General features: G+C 71.9%; 16 protein-coding genes. 10 read left to right on the top strand and 6 right to left on the bottom strand.

The window, feature by feature from the left end:
• The first annotated feature begins 89 nt into the window (after nt 1–89).
• Entirely contained in the window at nt 90–701 is a 612-nt protein-coding gene (locus BIU96_RS03815; protein WP_071291289.1) for an AAA family ATPase, read from the top strand.
• Here the strand turns inward: BIU96_RS03815 and BIU96_RS03810 are convergent.
• On the bottom strand, nt 664–1,116 hold the full coding sequence (locus BIU96_RS03810) for an NUDIX hydrolase (RefSeq protein WP_071291288.1): 453 nt from the start codon (nt 1,114–1,116) through the stop codon (nt 664–666). The two genes, BIU96_RS03815 and BIU96_RS03810, sit on opposite strands and share 38 nt — an antisense overlap.
• A 167-nt stretch (nt 1,117–1,283) precedes the next feature.
• Here BIU96_RS03810 and BIU96_RS03805 point away from each other — a divergent pair, with 167 nt between their 5' ends.
• Nucleotides 1,284–2,036: an ABC transporter permease gene (locus BIU96_RS03805; protein WP_071291287.1), complete on the top strand. Its 753-nt coding sequence runs from the start codon at nt 1,284–1,286 to the stop codon at nt 2,034–2,036.
• Between the two features lie 22 nt (nt 2,037–2,058).
• Here BIU96_RS03805 and BIU96_RS03800 read toward each other — a convergent pair whose 3' ends face one another.
• On the bottom strand, nt 2,059–2,799 hold the full coding sequence (locus BIU96_RS03800; RefSeq protein WP_071291286.1) for an SDR family oxidoreductase: 741 nt from the start codon (nt 2,797–2,799) through the stop codon (nt 2,059–2,061).
• A gap of 135 nt (nt 2,800–2,934) precedes the next feature.
• On the opposite strand from BIU96_RS03800, the gene BIU96_RS03795 reads away from it, so the two are divergent.
• The 8 genes from BIU96_RS03795 (at nt 2,935) to BIU96_RS03770 (ending at nt 8,127) form a co-directional block, all read left to right on the top strand.
• Nucleotides 2,935–3,810, top strand: coding sequence for a helix-turn-helix domain-containing protein (locus tag BIU96_RS03795; protein WP_083402644.1), 876 nt, complete (start codon nt 2,935–2,937; stop codon nt 3,808–3,810).
• Between the two features lie 124 nt (nt 3,811–3,934).
• A complete protein-coding gene (locus BIU96_RS19700; protein ID WP_175477448.1) occupies nt 3,935–4,108 on the top strand; it encodes a hypothetical protein in 174 nt (57 codons plus the stop codon).
• A 12-nt stretch (nt 4,109–4,120) separates the two neighbouring features.
• Nucleotides 4,121–4,243 carry a hypothetical protein gene (locus tag BIU96_RS20365; RefSeq protein ID WP_302847712.1) on the top strand — a complete coding sequence of 41 codons (123 nt, stop codon included), beginning with the start codon at nt 4,121–4,123 and terminating at the stop codon, nt 4,241–4,243.
• Nucleotides 4,243–4,839: a TetR/AcrR family transcriptional regulator gene (locus BIU96_RS03790; protein ID WP_071291350.1), complete on the top strand. Its 597-nt coding sequence runs from the start codon at nt 4,243–4,245 to the stop codon at nt 4,837–4,839. The genes BIU96_RS20365 and BIU96_RS03790 overlap by 1 nt, the downstream gene beginning before the upstream one ends.
• Nucleotides 4,840–4,905: 66 nt before the next feature.
• Nucleotides 4,906–5,859 carry a helix-turn-helix transcriptional regulator gene (locus BIU96_RS03785; RefSeq protein WP_071291285.1) on the top strand — a complete coding sequence of 318 codons (954 nt, stop codon included), beginning with the start codon at nt 4,906–4,908 and terminating at the stop codon, nt 5,857–5,859.
• A 146-nt stretch (nt 5,860–6,005) separates the two neighbouring features.
• A complete protein-coding gene (locus BIU96_RS03780; RefSeq protein ID WP_071291284.1) occupies nt 6,006–7,325 on the top strand; it encodes a GNAT family N-acetyltransferase in 1,320 nt (439 codons plus the stop codon).
• Nucleotides 7,325–7,651: a MazG nucleotide pyrophosphohydrolase domain-containing protein gene (locus tag BIU96_RS03775; protein WP_071291283.1), complete on the top strand. Its 327-nt coding sequence runs from the start codon at nt 7,325–7,327 to the stop codon at nt 7,649–7,651. The genes BIU96_RS03780 and BIU96_RS03775 overlap by 1 nt, the downstream gene beginning before the upstream one ends.
• Complete coding sequence (locus tag BIU96_RS03770) at nt 7,648–8,127, top strand: DUF2087 domain-containing protein (RefSeq protein WP_071291282.1); 480 nt, start codon at nt 7,648–7,650, stop codon at nt 8,125–8,127. Before BIU96_RS03775 ends, BIU96_RS03770 begins: the two co-directional genes overlap by 4 nt.
• An 83-nt stretch (nt 8,128–8,210) precedes the next feature.
• Here the strand turns inward: BIU96_RS03770 and BIU96_RS03765 are convergent, their stop codons facing one another.
• From BIU96_RS03765 to BIU96_RS03750, 4 genes are read right to left on the bottom strand one after another with little or no spacing between them, the layout of a single operon-like run.
• Nucleotides 8,211–9,209 carry an ABC transporter permease gene (locus BIU96_RS03765; protein WP_071291281.1) on the bottom strand — a complete coding sequence of 333 codons (999 nt, stop codon included), beginning with the start codon at nt 9,207–9,209 and terminating at the stop codon, nt 8,211–8,213.
• Nucleotides 9,206–10,144 (bottom strand): ABC transporter permease, encoded by a 939-nt coding sequence (locus tag BIU96_RS03760; RefSeq protein ID WP_083402636.1) that lies wholly within the window; start codon nt 10,142–10,144, stop codon nt 9,206–9,208. The genes BIU96_RS03765 and BIU96_RS03760 overlap by 4 nt, the downstream gene beginning before the upstream one ends.
• Nucleotides 10,141–11,811 (bottom strand): ABC transporter ATP-binding protein, encoded by a 1,671-nt coding sequence (locus tag BIU96_RS03755; protein WP_071291280.1) that lies wholly within the window; start codon nt 11,809–11,811, stop codon nt 10,141–10,143. The genes BIU96_RS03760 and BIU96_RS03755 overlap by 4 nt, the downstream gene beginning before the upstream one ends.
• A complete protein-coding gene (locus BIU96_RS03750) occupies nt 11,808–13,475 on the bottom strand; it encodes an ABC transporter substrate-binding protein (RefSeq protein ID WP_071291279.1) in 1,668 nt (555 codons plus the stop codon). The genes BIU96_RS03755 and BIU96_RS03750 overlap by 4 nt, the downstream gene beginning before the upstream one ends.
• Nucleotides 13,476–13,774 lie beyond the last annotated feature (299 nt).

Below are 13,774 nucleotides of genomic sequence, written 5' to 3'. Positions count from 1 at the left end.
TCCGCTCGGGTGTCGCCGTGACGGACATGGTGCTCTCGTCGACGCCGGACGGTGCGCCACGGAGGCTGCCACGGGCGCATACTTCCCGCATGGACTCCCCCGGGACCGTCATCGTACTCACCGGACCGCCGGGCTCCGGCAAGACGACGACGGCACGACAGCTGGCCGTGCAGTTCGACCGGGCGGTCCACCTGCACACGGACGACTTCTGGCACGCCGTCGTCTCGGGTGCCGTGCCGCCGTACCTCCCCGAGGCCGACGCGCAGAACCACACCGTGGTCCGGGCGATCGTCGCGGCGGCCTTCGCCTACGCCGAGGGCGGGTTCACCGTGGTGGTCGACGGCATCGTCGGTCCGTGGATGCTCGGCCGCTACCGGCAGGCCGTGCCCGTGCACCCGCAGGTCGCGGTGCACTACGTCGTCCTCCGGCCCGCTCGAGCCGTCGCGCTCGACCGCGCCCGACGTCGGAGCGATCCGGACGCCCTGGTCGACGAGGGCCCGGTCCTCGCGCTCTGGGACCAGTTCGCCGACCTCGGCGGGCTCGAGCCGTCGGTGATCGACACGACCACGCAGTCACCGCCGGAGACCCTCGGAGCAGTCGCGGCGGCGATCGCCAGCGACCGCTTCCGACTGCCGGTGCACCGACCGGGCGTCACACGTCGGCTCAGACCGGGCCCGGACCCGGACCCCGCGGCTGGCTGACGCCGGACGCCCGCAGCAACTCCAGGACGCCGTCAGGGAACACCGGGACACCCGTGTCGAGCGGCACCCACCGCACCGGGCTGCCCTCGTCCAGCACGACGAGCTCGGCGTCGAGCGGCACGGCGTCGAGCTCGCTCGACCGCACCGCGAAGACGTGTGCGTACTCGTGCCCGGGCTGCCCCTCGAACGTGAACAGGTTCTCGATGACCCCGAGGAGTCCGACCTCGTCGAGTTCGACGGCGAGCTCCTCGCGGAACTCGCGTCGCAGTGCCTGGTCGGCGCGTTCGCCGAACTCGACGCCGCCCCCGACGGCGCGGAAGAAGACCAGGTCGCGGACGGCGTCGTGGGACTCGGACACCAGGACGTGGCCGTCCCGGACCGGCAGTCCCACCGCGATGTTCCTGATGCTCGGCATCCGCTCACCCTGCCACGCGCGTCGACGCCGCGGAACCGGCCAGGGCCCGGGACCGCACCGACCAGGGCCGGGAGGCGCGGTGCCAGCCGGCACCGCGCCTCCCGGCCCGCACGCGGTAGCGTGCTGTGACGCTCGGTGCACGGGACGGCTGGAGGCCACGGTGATGCGTGAACGGTGACGCGCTCGCCCACACCCTGCTCGGTGTGCTGGTGCTCGTCGCGATCGCCACCGGCGTCCTCCTCGCTGCACGGGCCTCGGCGCCGTGGGCCCCGGCGGCCGCCATCGCCCGGGGCGTCCTGCAGCTCGCAGCCATCAGCCTCGTCCTGACCGGCGTCATCCGCTCCCCCGTCCTGATCGGGTTGGCACTCGGCGTGATGTTCAGCGTCGCCGTCGTCACCTCGGCGCGACGGCTCGGCGGGTTCCGGTCGATGGCGCTGCCGGTCGCGGTCTCGATGGCGTCCGGCATCCTCGTCACCGGTGTCGTGGTGTTCGGCACCGGAGCCATCGAGCTCTCCCCGCGCTACGCCCTCGCGGTGGGCGGGATCGTGATCGGCAACGCGATGTCGATCGCCACGATCGCCGGGCGGCGGTTCCGCGAACTCGTCGACGACCGGTGGGACGAGGTCGAGGGCTGGCTCGCCCTCGGCGCGGCTCCGCGTCGGGCGACGACCGACCTGGTGCGGCGTGCGGTGAGCGCGGCGCTCATCCCGACGGTCGACCAGACGAAGACGACCGGCCTCGTGACCCTGCCCGGCGCGTTCGTCGGCGCGGTGTTCGGCGGTGTCTCCCCGCTCGAGGCCGGTCGGTTCCAGATCGTCGTCCTCGCCGCCATCATGGCGACCGGCAGCGTCACGGCCGTCCTGCTCACGCGCTGGCTCGCACCCGTGCAGACACGACCGGACCCCGCTGGCGGGCGCTGACGACAAGCGCTGACGACGGCGATCAGCGGCCGGGCAACGACGCCAGCGCCTGCGACCGCTGCGCGAGCAGGTCGGCGTAGGTGCCGTCCCGTTCGGCCCACCGGAGCGCCCGGGCGCGCTCCACGACGATCTCGTCCGGGGTCGGGGTCTGCGTGAGCAGGCCGACGACCTCGTCGAGGAACGCGTCGAGGGGCAGCGCGTTCGGGTTCACCTGCTCCTGGCCGGCGGTCGCGACCGCCGGCGGGACGAGCTCGGTGACGCCGACACCGGTCCCCGCGAGATGCGCGCGGAGCGCCTCGGTGTACGCGTGCACCCCGGCCTTGGACGCGCCGTAGCTCGCCATGAGCGGGAACGGCAGGAACGCGATCCCCGACGTGACGGTCATCACGTCGCCGTGTCCGAGTGCGATCAGGTGCGGGGTGAAGGCGTCGACGACGCGGATGGTCCCGAGCAGGTTCACCGCGATGGTGGTCTCGGTCTGCGCGATGTGTGCCGGGTCGCGGAGGTCCTCGAGCAGCATCACGCCGGACATCGTGACGACGAGGTCGAGGTCGGGGTGCGCGGCGAGGACCTCGTCGCGGGCGCGGGTGACGGACTCCGGGTCGGACACGTCGACGGTGACGGTCTCGAGGCCCTCGACCCGGTCGGTGTCGCGACCGCCGACGACGACGGTGGACCCGGCGTCGGCGAAGCGGCGGGCGAGGCCCAGGCCGATGCCCGAGGTCCCTCCGACGATGAGGACGGTGCGGTCGGTGATGTCCATGACGACTCCTTCATCCGGCCCGGCGGCCGGTACCGGACGATCGTCCGCCGCCGACCGGACCGCCGGCGAGGCCCCCGTGATCCGGGGAGTGGCAGGGCCCCCTCTCGCCGCCGGAGGATCGCTAGCGTGACGGACATGGACGACCGCGCCGACACGAACCGACTGGGCCAGTACCTCGCCGCACGCCGGGCGCTGGTCTCGCCCGAGGAGGTCGGCATGCCCTCCGGCGCACGCCGACGCGTCCCCGGGCTGCGTCGCGAAGAGGTCGCGATGCTCGCCGGCATCAGCGCGGACTACTACCTCCGACTCGAGCGCGGGCGGGACGACAACCCGTCGGCGCAGGTGCTGGAGGCGCTGGCCCGGGTGCTCCTGCTCGACGAGGTCGAGACGGAGTACCTGATCACCCTCGCGAGCGGTCGCCCACGGGCCCGACGTCCACGGCGAGCCGAACGCGTGCCGGCACGCCTCGAGCACCTGCTCGCCACGATCGCGGTGCCGGCCTTCGTCGAGGGGCGGCACTTCGACGTCCTCGCCGCCAACGACCTGGCCGTCGCGCTCTCGCCGCGGCTGACGCCGGGGCAGAACCGGCTCCGCTCCCTGCTGCTCGACCCCGAGGAGCGCGCGTTCCACGCGGACTGGGAGCAGGCGGTCGTCGACATGGTCGCCGCGTTCCGGCGCAGCATCGGCAACGACGTCTCCGATCCGCGGGCGGTCGAGGTGGTCGGCGAACTGAGTCTCGCCAGTGCTCGCTTCCGCACGCTGTGGGCCCGTCAGGACGTCCGGCGGCTGGAGGGCAACACCGCCGAGATCGAGCACCCGGCCCTCGGGTCGCTCCGGCTGCACCGCGAGAAGCTGCCCGTCGGTGGGCTCATCCTCGTCCTCTACTACCCGGAGGCGGGCAGCGACGCGGCGGACAAGCTGCGGCTCCTCGGGTCGCTCGCGCAGCCGACGGGTGACGACGGTCGGCCTGGAGGCGCGGTGCCAGCTGGCACCGCGCCTCCAGGCCCGTGACCTGACGCTGTCCGCCTTTCGTCGTCTTCGCGGGATCGTGCCGGACGCGTCCGTCCCGACTCGTAGGGTCGGAGGGTCCCGGGTGACCGGGACGACCCACCCTCCGCAGAACAGGACCGCACCGATGCGTGACACGATCACCCTCGAGATGCTCCGAGCCCACCCGACCGAGTGGCGCCGACGGGGCCTGACGCCCCCGGCCGAGCTCGACGCCATGGTCGCCGCCCGGGTCGCGAACACCCCCGGCTCGCGCCTGCCGGTCGACCCCTCGTACGCCGACTTCTTCGCCGGCGCCTAGCCCGTGCTCATCGTGGACCCGCATCCCCTCACCGCCCAGCACCGGGCGACCTGGGACCGCCTGGTGTACTTCCGCACGATCGCCCTCGCCGCTCCCCTGTCGACCGACCGCTCGTCGTCCGACACCGTCGCATGATGCCGGCGACCCTCACCGACGCGGCTCCGGCGCTCTCCGCGGCGCAGGCGGCCGTCGTCGTGAGCGCCGACGCACTCTTCACCGCCGAGGGGGTCGGTTCGGTGCCCATCGAACGGATCGCGTCCGGCGCGGGGATCACCGTCGCCGACGTCGAGGCAGCGTTCCCGTCGCGGCAGCAGCTCGTCGTGGCGGCCCTCCGGTACCGGCACCGCGAGTGGATGGACGGACTCCTGCACGCCGAGTCCCACCAGCAGGACCCGCGGGACAAGATCCTCGCCCTGTTCGGGTACCTCGAGACCTGCTTCACCGACCACGGCTACCGGGGGTGCGCGTTCATCAACGGCTACGGCGAACTCGGTCGTGTCGACCCCCTGATCGCCCGGCTCGCAGGTGAACACCTCGGGCAGTGCGAGCAGCACATCGCGATGCTCTGCGACGCCGCCGAGCTCCCCGCCCACCTCGCGCCGGCCCTCACCCTCCTCGTGCAGGGCGCGCAGGTCGAGGCCGCGATCCACGGGGTCGTCCACCCCGCGCGCACGGCCCGGACGGCGGCCGCGATGCTCATGTCCGTGTACGACGGCGCCGACCGGTTCTGAGCGACGCTTACCGGACAGCCACCGTCCTCGGGTACATCGGGATGTGACACTGATCCGCGGTGCCCGATGACTGACCAACCGCCTGCTCGCATCCGCGTCGACGAACGCGGCGACGACGTCGTGCGCGCCCGCGAGACCCTGGCCGCCGCGTACGCAGGCATCTCGTGGACGGCGGACACCACGGACGTGCCGTTCACCTACCGGTACGCCGCGGCCGGCGACGACGCGATGACCCTGCGGGCCGTGCAGTTCGACGGACGCCTGACCGGCGAGATGCCCGCGGGCGAGGACTTCGTCGTGCAGTGGATCACCCGGGGCAGCGGCATCCTCGACCTCGGCCGACAGGAGCTCCACGTGCAGGCGGGTCGGCCCCAGATGTGGCCGAACCAGGCGTTCCGGTTCGACTTCCGGGACTACGACCAGCGGCTCGTCCAGGTCAACCGTCACGCCGTCGACGAGGTCGCCTCCGAGCGCGGGGTCACGGTCGCCGGGACCCGCTTCGACCACACTGCACAGCCGAGCGACACCGCGATGCGGCAGTGGCGCCAGACGGTGCACCTCATCTCGGCGACGACGATGGACCGCGCTGCCTCGCCGCTGCTGCAGGCCGAGATGGGCAGGCTCGCCGCGGTCTCCTTCCTCGAGCTCTACCCCCAGGCCACCGCGGACTTCCCCTCCGCGCTGCTGCTGCCCCGCAACGCACGGATCCGGCACGTCGTCGAGTACGTCCACGAGCACGCACACCTGCCGATCACGAGCACCGACCTCGCCGCCCTGGCGAACCTCAGCCTCCGCGCCCTGCAGGCGTCGTTCGGGCGGGTGCTCGGGATGTCGCCGAACGCCTACATCCGCGCCGTCCGGCTCGACCGGATCCGCACCGAACTCGTCCGCGGCGAACCGTCGGCGACGGCCGTGGCCGACGTCGCGCGGCACTGGGGGTTCGCGCACGCCGGACGGTTCTCGGCCGCGTACGCGAAGCAGTTCGGCGAGTACCCGAGCGAGACGCTCCGGCGGGCCTGACGCGACGTCAGCCGATCCGCCGGGGCCGACCCGGCGCCTGGGACGCGAGCCCGTGCCGGGGCGCTCCTGTCGGGCGGAGGCGAGCCGCGCCTCCCGGCCGACCCGGATCCGTCGACGACGTCAGCGCTCCCCGATAGTGTCGGACCGTGAGCAACGAGGCATTCGACGACCGCTACGACCTGCGCGAGTTCGCGCCCGGCACGGACGGCCAGGGTGCGCCGGACGCCGACACCGAGGCCTGGATGCAGGCCGTCGGACTCGGCTTCCACGAGACGCACCCCGGTGACGAAGCGGCGGCCCGCATGGTCGAGCACTTCGTCGAGGACGGCAACACCTGGCTGGGCGCCTACGTGCGTCGGCCCGCTCCCGGTTCGGTCGACGAGACCTGGCCCGCCGGCACCTTCGCGTGGTTCCGGAAGCCGCTGAGCTGGGGTGACGGCTCGTCGATCGACACGCAGGCGATCTCCGCCGTGACGGTCCGACCGACCGAGCGCCGCCGTGGCATCCTCCGCCGGATGATGACGCACGCGCTCGAGCGCGGCGTCGCCGAGGGGTACGCGATGGCCTCCCTCACCGCGTCCGAGGGCACCATCTACCGCCGCTTCGGCTTCGGCAGCGCGATCCGCGAGCGGGCGATCAGCGTCCGCCGCGACCGTGCCCTGCCCTTCCTCGCGCCCACGACCGGCACGGTCAGCGTCGTCACGCCCGCGTGGCTCGCAGGCGGTCCGGCCCGGTCGGTCTTCGACCGCTTCGACGCACGCACCCCCGGGTCGATGGTGCGGAACGCCGGCACCTGGCCCGTGGCCCTGGGGCTCCGCACCGGCGAGGGCGAACCGGCGAAGGACGTCCGCGCCGCCGTCCACCGCCCCGACGACTCGGACGAGGTCGACGGCTACGTCACCTGGCGCGTCAAGGAGAGCCGTGACGGCGACACCACGCTCGAGGTCGTCGACCTTGTCTACGCGACCGACGCCGCCTACCTGTCGCTGTGGGAGTTCCTGCTCTCGGTCGACCTCAACGACGTCGTCAAGTACAGCCGCTCACGCCTCGACGACCCGATCGTCGCGGCACTCGGCGACAACCGCGCGTACGACGTCGACCACGAGGAGGACCACGTCTGGCTGCGCGTCCTCGACGTCCCGGCCGTCCTCGCGTCCCGCCCGTACGCCGTCGACGGGTCGCTGACCCTCGCGGTCACCGATGCACTCGGGTTCGCCGCCGGCACGTACCGGTTGGACGTCCAGGAGGCACGGGGCCGCGTCACGCGCATCGCCGACGACGCCGACGTGGCTGGCTCCGACCTCCAGCTCGACGTGGCCGACCTGGGTGCGCTGCTCATCGGGTCGGTGAGCCCGGTCACGCTGGCCGCGGCCGGACTGCTCCGCTCCGTGGACGCGGCTGCGCCGGCGCTTCTCCGCGCGATGCTGACGCCGCCGCGGACGCCGCACGGGATCACCTACTTCTGATGGACGTGCGGGACCTGAGCGACGAGGTCGAGGCCGTCTCGGCGTTCTACGCCGAGCGCCACGGCATCGACCGCACCGACGAGTGGTTCGTCCTGAAGCTCGGGGAAGAGGTCGGCGAGCTCACGCAGGCCTTCCGCGCCCGGGCCGGGCAGGCGCGTCGCAAGGGGCGCACCGACGACGAACTCGAGCAGGACTTCCGCGACGAGATCGCCGACGTCTTGGCGCAGATCCTGCTCGTCGCCCGGCACTTCGAGGTGCCGATCGACGACGCCGTCCGCGAGAAGTGGTCGAAGTGGCACCCCGATCGACTGGCGGCGGGTTCGTGACCGAGCTGCACGAGTCGATCGGGCGGGCACGACAGGCCGTCGGCGTGCTGGCCAGTCCGACGCTGCGCGCGGCGGTCGTGGGCGGCGCGGACCTCGACGACCGGACGCGGGCAGCCATCGCCGCCTTCGACTGGCTCGGGGACGACGGGCCGGACACCCCGCTGCTCGGACGGACCGCGCAGGACCTCCGACGACTGCAGGAACCGTCGGCGCTGCTCGCCTTCGACCGGATCGCGCGCATGCCCGTGAAGGACGACGAGCGACACCCGCTGTCGGTGCGGATCGTCGGACTCGTGTTCGAGCGCCTCGGCGTCGCACGCACGGTGCCCGAGGCCGTGCTCAACGCGGCCATCGCGATGTTCGCCGAGGACGTGGCGATCGTCCGGCGCGATGCGGTCGACCTCGGCGTGCTCGAGCGCACGGACGACGGCGCCGCCTACCGGTTCGTCGGTGCCACCGGGGTCCGGCACAACTGAAGTCACCCCGAACCGCGCGATCGGACGGTTCGGGGTGACTTCGGTTGTGCTGGCGGTATCCGGGCGCGCGTCCGGCCCGAGCGCTACGCCCGGCGACGCACCCGCGGGTCGACGAACGCGTAGACCACGTCCACGATCACGTTCGCGGTGACGATCAGCAGCGCCGAGAACAGTGTGAAGCCGACGACGACCTGCAGGTCGAGCGTGTGCACCGCGTCGATGAGGAGCGCGCCGAGGCCCTGCATCGCGAACACCTTCTCGGTGATGACCGCTCCGCCGAGCAGCGACCCCAGGTCGAGCCCGAACAGCGTCACCACGGGCAGGATCGCGGTCCGCAACCCGTGCCGCACGACGACCTGGCGTTCGCGCAGCCCCTTGGCGCGGGCGGTCCGGACGAAGTCCTGCGACATCGACTCGAGCATCTCGCCACGGGTCAACCGGGCGTAGATCGCCGCGCTGATGAACGCCAGCACGCACCACGGCAGGATCAGGTGCGTGAACCACCCGACCGGGTCGTCCGCGAACGACACGTAGCCGCTCGTCGGCAGGATCCCGAGCACGAAGCCGAACAGCAGGATGCCGAGCAGCCCGACCAGGTACGAGGGCGCGGAGACCCCGGCGACCGCGACGGTCATCACGGCCCGGTCGACGAAGGTGCCACGGCGCAGTGCCGACAGCGCACCCCCGGCGACCCCGGCGACGAGCCAGAGCACGGCCGCGCCGACCGCGATCGACGCGGTGACGGGCAGGCGCGTCAGGATCAGGTTCGTCACGCTGTCGTGCAGCTGGAACGAGTACCCGAAGCACGGTGCGGCGCAGTCGATGACGGACGCACCGGAACCGAACGTCCGGCCGGCGAAGATCCCGCCGAGGTACGCGCCGAACTGGGCGATCCACGGCTTGTCGGTGCCGAGGAATGCCTGCACCTCGCGCAGCCGGTCGGGCGTGCAGGGCTTGTCGCAGATCGCCCGTGCCGGGTTCGTCGGCAGGAGCATGAACAGCGCGTAGGTGATGGCGGCGACGACGAACAGCACGACGACGGCGCCGAGGACGCGGATGGCGATGAAGCGGAAGGTGCTCACCGGTTCCCTCCTCGTGGGTCGAGGGCGTCGCGCAGGGCGTCACCGAGCACGTTGAAGGCCAGGGTGATCAGGAACAGTGCGAGGCCGGGGAACAGCAGGTACGCCGGGTCGGTCTGCACCCACCCGACGGCGTCGCCGATGCTGCGGCCCCACGACGGCGTCGGCGGGGTCACCCCCACGGCGAGGAAGGACAGCGCGGCCTCGGCCCCGATCATCGACGGGATCGAGATCGTCGCGTAGACGGTGATCGTCGCGGCGAGGTTCGGCAGCAACTGGGTCCGGATCACGTGCCACCGGCCGGCGCCCATCGCGGTCGACGCGACGACGTAGTTCCGGTGCACGAGCGACAGCGTCTGTCCCCGGACCACACGAGCGACGGACGGCCACCCGAAGAACCCGATGACGAGGACGACCAGCACGGGCTTCGGGAACGACGTCGGCACGATCGCGGTGAGGGCGATCATGAAGACCAGCGACGGGAAGCCGAAGATGACGTCCACCACGCGGGAGAGCACGCGGTCGTACCAGCCGCCGAAGAACCCGGTGGTGACGCCGACGAGCACGCCGATCACGATCGACACGACGGTCGCCGCCAGTCCGATCCCGAGCGAGGTCCGGGCGCCGTAGGTGACGATCGCGAACAGGTCGCGGCCGGTCAGCGGCTCGACGCCGAACCAGTGCTCGGCGCTGATCCCGCCGCCGACGCCCTTCGGCGCCCCGAACGAGTTCAGCGCGTCGATGTTGTAGCCGTACGGATCCTCCCCGGTCACGGCGGCGATGAGCGGCGCGGCGACGGCCACGACGACGAACACGACGATCACGACGGCGGACGCGACCGCCCAGCGGTCCTTCCGGACACGGCGCACGACGGCGCGGAACCCGGTGCTCCGGGCCGCGGCGGTCGACACCGGACGGTCGACGACGTTGGCGGTCACGAGGCCACTCCTTCCCATGCACGCCAGGCCTCGCGGCGAGCAGCCTGTCGCACGGGGTCGGCGACGGGCGCTGCGGCGAGGAGCATGCGCGTGTAGTCCTGCTGCGGGTCGTCGAGCACCGCGTCGGTCGTGCCGCGCTCCACCACGCGTCCGTCGCGGAGGACGACCACCTCGTCGGCGAGCTGCCGGACGACGGCGAGGTCGTGGCTGATGAGCAGCATGCCGAACCCGAAGTCCTGCTGCAGCGAGGAGAGCAGGTCGAGCACGGCGGCCTGCACGGTGACGTCGAGCGCCGAGGTCGGTTCGTCCGCGATCACCAGCGCCGGCCGGAGCGCGAGCGCACGGGCGACGGCGACGCGCTGCCGCTGTCCGCCGGAGAGCTGGTGCGGGAACCGCTCGGCCCACGACGGGTCGAGTTGCACGGCGGTGAGGAGCTCGCGGACGTGGTCGGCGCGGGAGTCCGCCGACGCGGCGTCGTGCACGAGGAGCGGCTCGGCGATGCTCCACCCGATGGTCTGCCGCGGGTTGAGGGACGAGGCCGGGTCCTGGAAGACGATGCCGACGCGGCTGCGCAGTTCGCGGAGGCGCTTGCCACGAGCGGTGCGGAGGTCGCTGCCGTCCACCTCGACCGAGCCCCCGACCACCGGCACGAGGCCGGCGAGGGCACGTCCGATGGTCGACTTGCCGGACCCCGACTCGCCCACCAGGCCGACGGTCCCGCCGGCGTGGAGGTCGAGGTCGACCCCCGAGACGGTCGGCTCGCCGCGACGCCCGTACCGGACGGCGACGTCGCGCAGCTGCGCGACCAGCGGCCGGGAGGCGCGACTCGCGTCCGCAGCGGCGACCAGCGACGGTTCGTTTGTCGCTGTCTCGGACCCGCCACGCGCCTCCAGGCTCGGAACGGCCGCCAGCAGCTGACGCGTGTAGTCGGCCGCGGGGTGGGCGAAGACCTCGGCGACGCTCCCGTGCTCGATCGGGTCGCCGCGTCGCAGCACCAGGACCTCGTCGGCGACGTCCGCCACCACGCCCATGTCGTGCGTGATGAGGAGCACCGCGAGGCCGCGCTCGCGGCCGAGCCGGCGCAGCAGGTCGAGGATCCCCGCCTGCACGGTGACGTCGAGCGCCGTCGTCGGCTCGTCCGCGATGAGGGCGACCGGGTCGCCCGCCAGCGCCATCGCGATCATCGCGCGCTGCAGCTGCCCACCGGACAGCTCGTGCGGGTACGCCTTCCGGATCCGCTCCGGATCGGTGAGGCCCGCGGAGCGCAGCAGCTCGTCGATCCGAGCCGACACCTCGGCACGGTGGAGGCCCGTCGGGTGGGCCCGGACGGCTTCGGCGATCTGGGTGCCGATCGACAGCACGGGCGTAAAGGAGTTCATCGGCTCCTGGAAGACCACCCCGATGCCCGCGCCGCGCACGGCTCGGAGCTGGTCGGCGGTTGCGCCGACGAGTTCCTCGCCGCGGAACCGGATGCTGCCGGAGACGTGTGCCTCGGGCGGCAGCAGTCCGAGCACACTCATGGCGCTGACCGACTTGCCCGAGCCGGACTCGCCGACCAGGGCGAGCACGCGGCCGGGCGTCAGCGAGAAGGAGACGTCACGGACGACGGGCTCCGCGTCGCCGAACGCGACGCGGAGCCCCTCGACCTCGAGCAGCGGAGAACTCACTTCGCGAGCGTGACCTTGAGGTAGTTCGGGTACGCCGGGAAGTCAGCGATCTGGAAGTTCTGCACGTTCGAGCCGGCCAGGAAGGACTGCTTCGCGTAGGTCAGCGGGACGATCGGGGCGTCCTCCATGATCTTCTTGTCCGCCTCGGCCCAGAGCTTCTGCGCGTCCTTCTGGTCGACGGTGCCGCTCGCCTGGTCGATGAGGGCGTCCACCTCGGGGTTGCTGTACTTCGAGACGTTGTAGCCGCCCCCTCCGATCTGCGACGAGTCGTAGAGCGGCTGGATGTTGGCGTTGGCGCTCGGGAAGTCGGGCTGCCAGCTGAACATCGCGAGGTCGAAGTCGGAGCCGTCCGTGGTCGCCGTGTAGAACGAGTCGATGTCGTACGGCTTCAGCGTCACCGTGATGCCAGCGCGCTTGAGACCCGCCTGGATCGCCTGCGCCTCAGCCAGGTTCGCCGAGTCGTTCTGGGTGGCGAGCGTCAGCTTGAGGTCCGAGACGCCTGCTTCCTGCAGGAGCTTCTTCGCCTTGGCGACGTCACCCGTGGCACCGGGCTCGTACAGGTCGTACTGCTGGCGACCGGCGATCCCCGGCGTGATGAGGGTCGAGGCGTAGGTCCCGGCGAGGGCACCGCCCGCGGCGATCCGGTACGACTTCTTGTCGACCGCGTACTGCAGGGCCTGACGGACCTTGAGCTCCTTGAGCGAGCCCTTCTGCGTGTTGATCGCCAGGTAGTTGATCGGGCCGGCCTTCGACGTGGCGAGGCGGTCCTGGGCGGCCGGGTTCGACCGGACCTGGTTCAGTTCGGCTGCGCCGAGGTAGGTCGCGCCGAAGGAGTCCTTCGCGTCGCCGTTGTCCGCGATGAGCGTCTGCGTGACGGTCGACGGGTCCTGGCTCTCCTTGAAGACGACCTTCGACGGGCCGGCGGTGCGGACGTCGTCCGTCTTCGCGCTCCACGACTTGTTCCGGACCAAGGTGATCTGCGAGCCCTGCGTGTTCGACTGCACCTGGTACGGGCCGGACGCGACCGGCTTGGTGTCGTAGGCGCCCGTGTCGGTGCCGTCGCCCTCGGGGACCGGAGCGAACGCCGGCATCGAGACGATCCACGGCCAGTCGCCGTAGGCCGCGTTGAGCTTGAAGACGATCGTCGAGTCGTCGGGAGTCTCGATGCTGTCGAGGGTCTTGCCGTCGAACGGACCCTTGTACGAGTCACCGCCGACGAGGAGCGACTTGTGGTAGCTCAGGCCACCGGTGAGGGTCGGCGCGAACGAGCGCTCGATGCCCCACTTGATGTCCTTCGTGGTGATGGCCTTGCCGTCCTGGAACTCCAGCCCCTTCTTCAGGTGGTAGGTCCAGGTCTTGCCGCCGTCACTCGAGTCGCCGGTGTTCGTCGCCAGGTCCGGGACGACCTTCGCCGTCTTGCCGGGCTCGACGTCCCACGCGGTCAGACGACGCAGCACGAGGCCGAGCGTCGTGATGTTGAGGTTCTGGCTCGTCGCGGGGTCGAGGTGCACCGCGGTGGCGGTCGTCAGGACGTTGAGCGTGCCGCCCTTGCTCGTGCCGCTCGAGGCGTCGTCCGAGGATCCCCCGCCCGAGCAGCCGGTGAGCACCAGTGCTGCTGCTGCGGCGACCGCCGCGGTGATGGTCAGGCGCTTGGGGCGTCTCATGACGATGCTGCTCCTCGTGGGGAAGGGGTGTGGTGTCGACCGGCGACGGTCGCTGCGGGACCGCGGGTTCGGGGCACCGGGCGGCGTCCATCCTGACACCGCGGTGGTCGCCCGTCCGAATCCTGCGCGCGACGGACGTCGCACGACGTAACGGTCCAAGTCCTGGGCGACGTCCCGCTATTCCCGATGCGTCCGCACGGAGTTTGGCGAGGAACCACCTGGTGGAATACGACGTACCAGCGAACAGTTCGTCGTAGGCTGCTCGTGGTCGTGTCACCCGCCGGAGCACGACCTGGGCG

Origin of the sequence: Curtobacterium sp. MCBA15_008 (genome assembly GCF_001865065.1) — a bacterium.
Classification (GTDB): domain Bacteria; phylum Actinomycetota; class Actinomycetes; order Actinomycetales; family Microbacteriaceae; genus Curtobacterium.
This window is presented reverse-complemented; position numbering and strand designations above follow the sequence as displayed.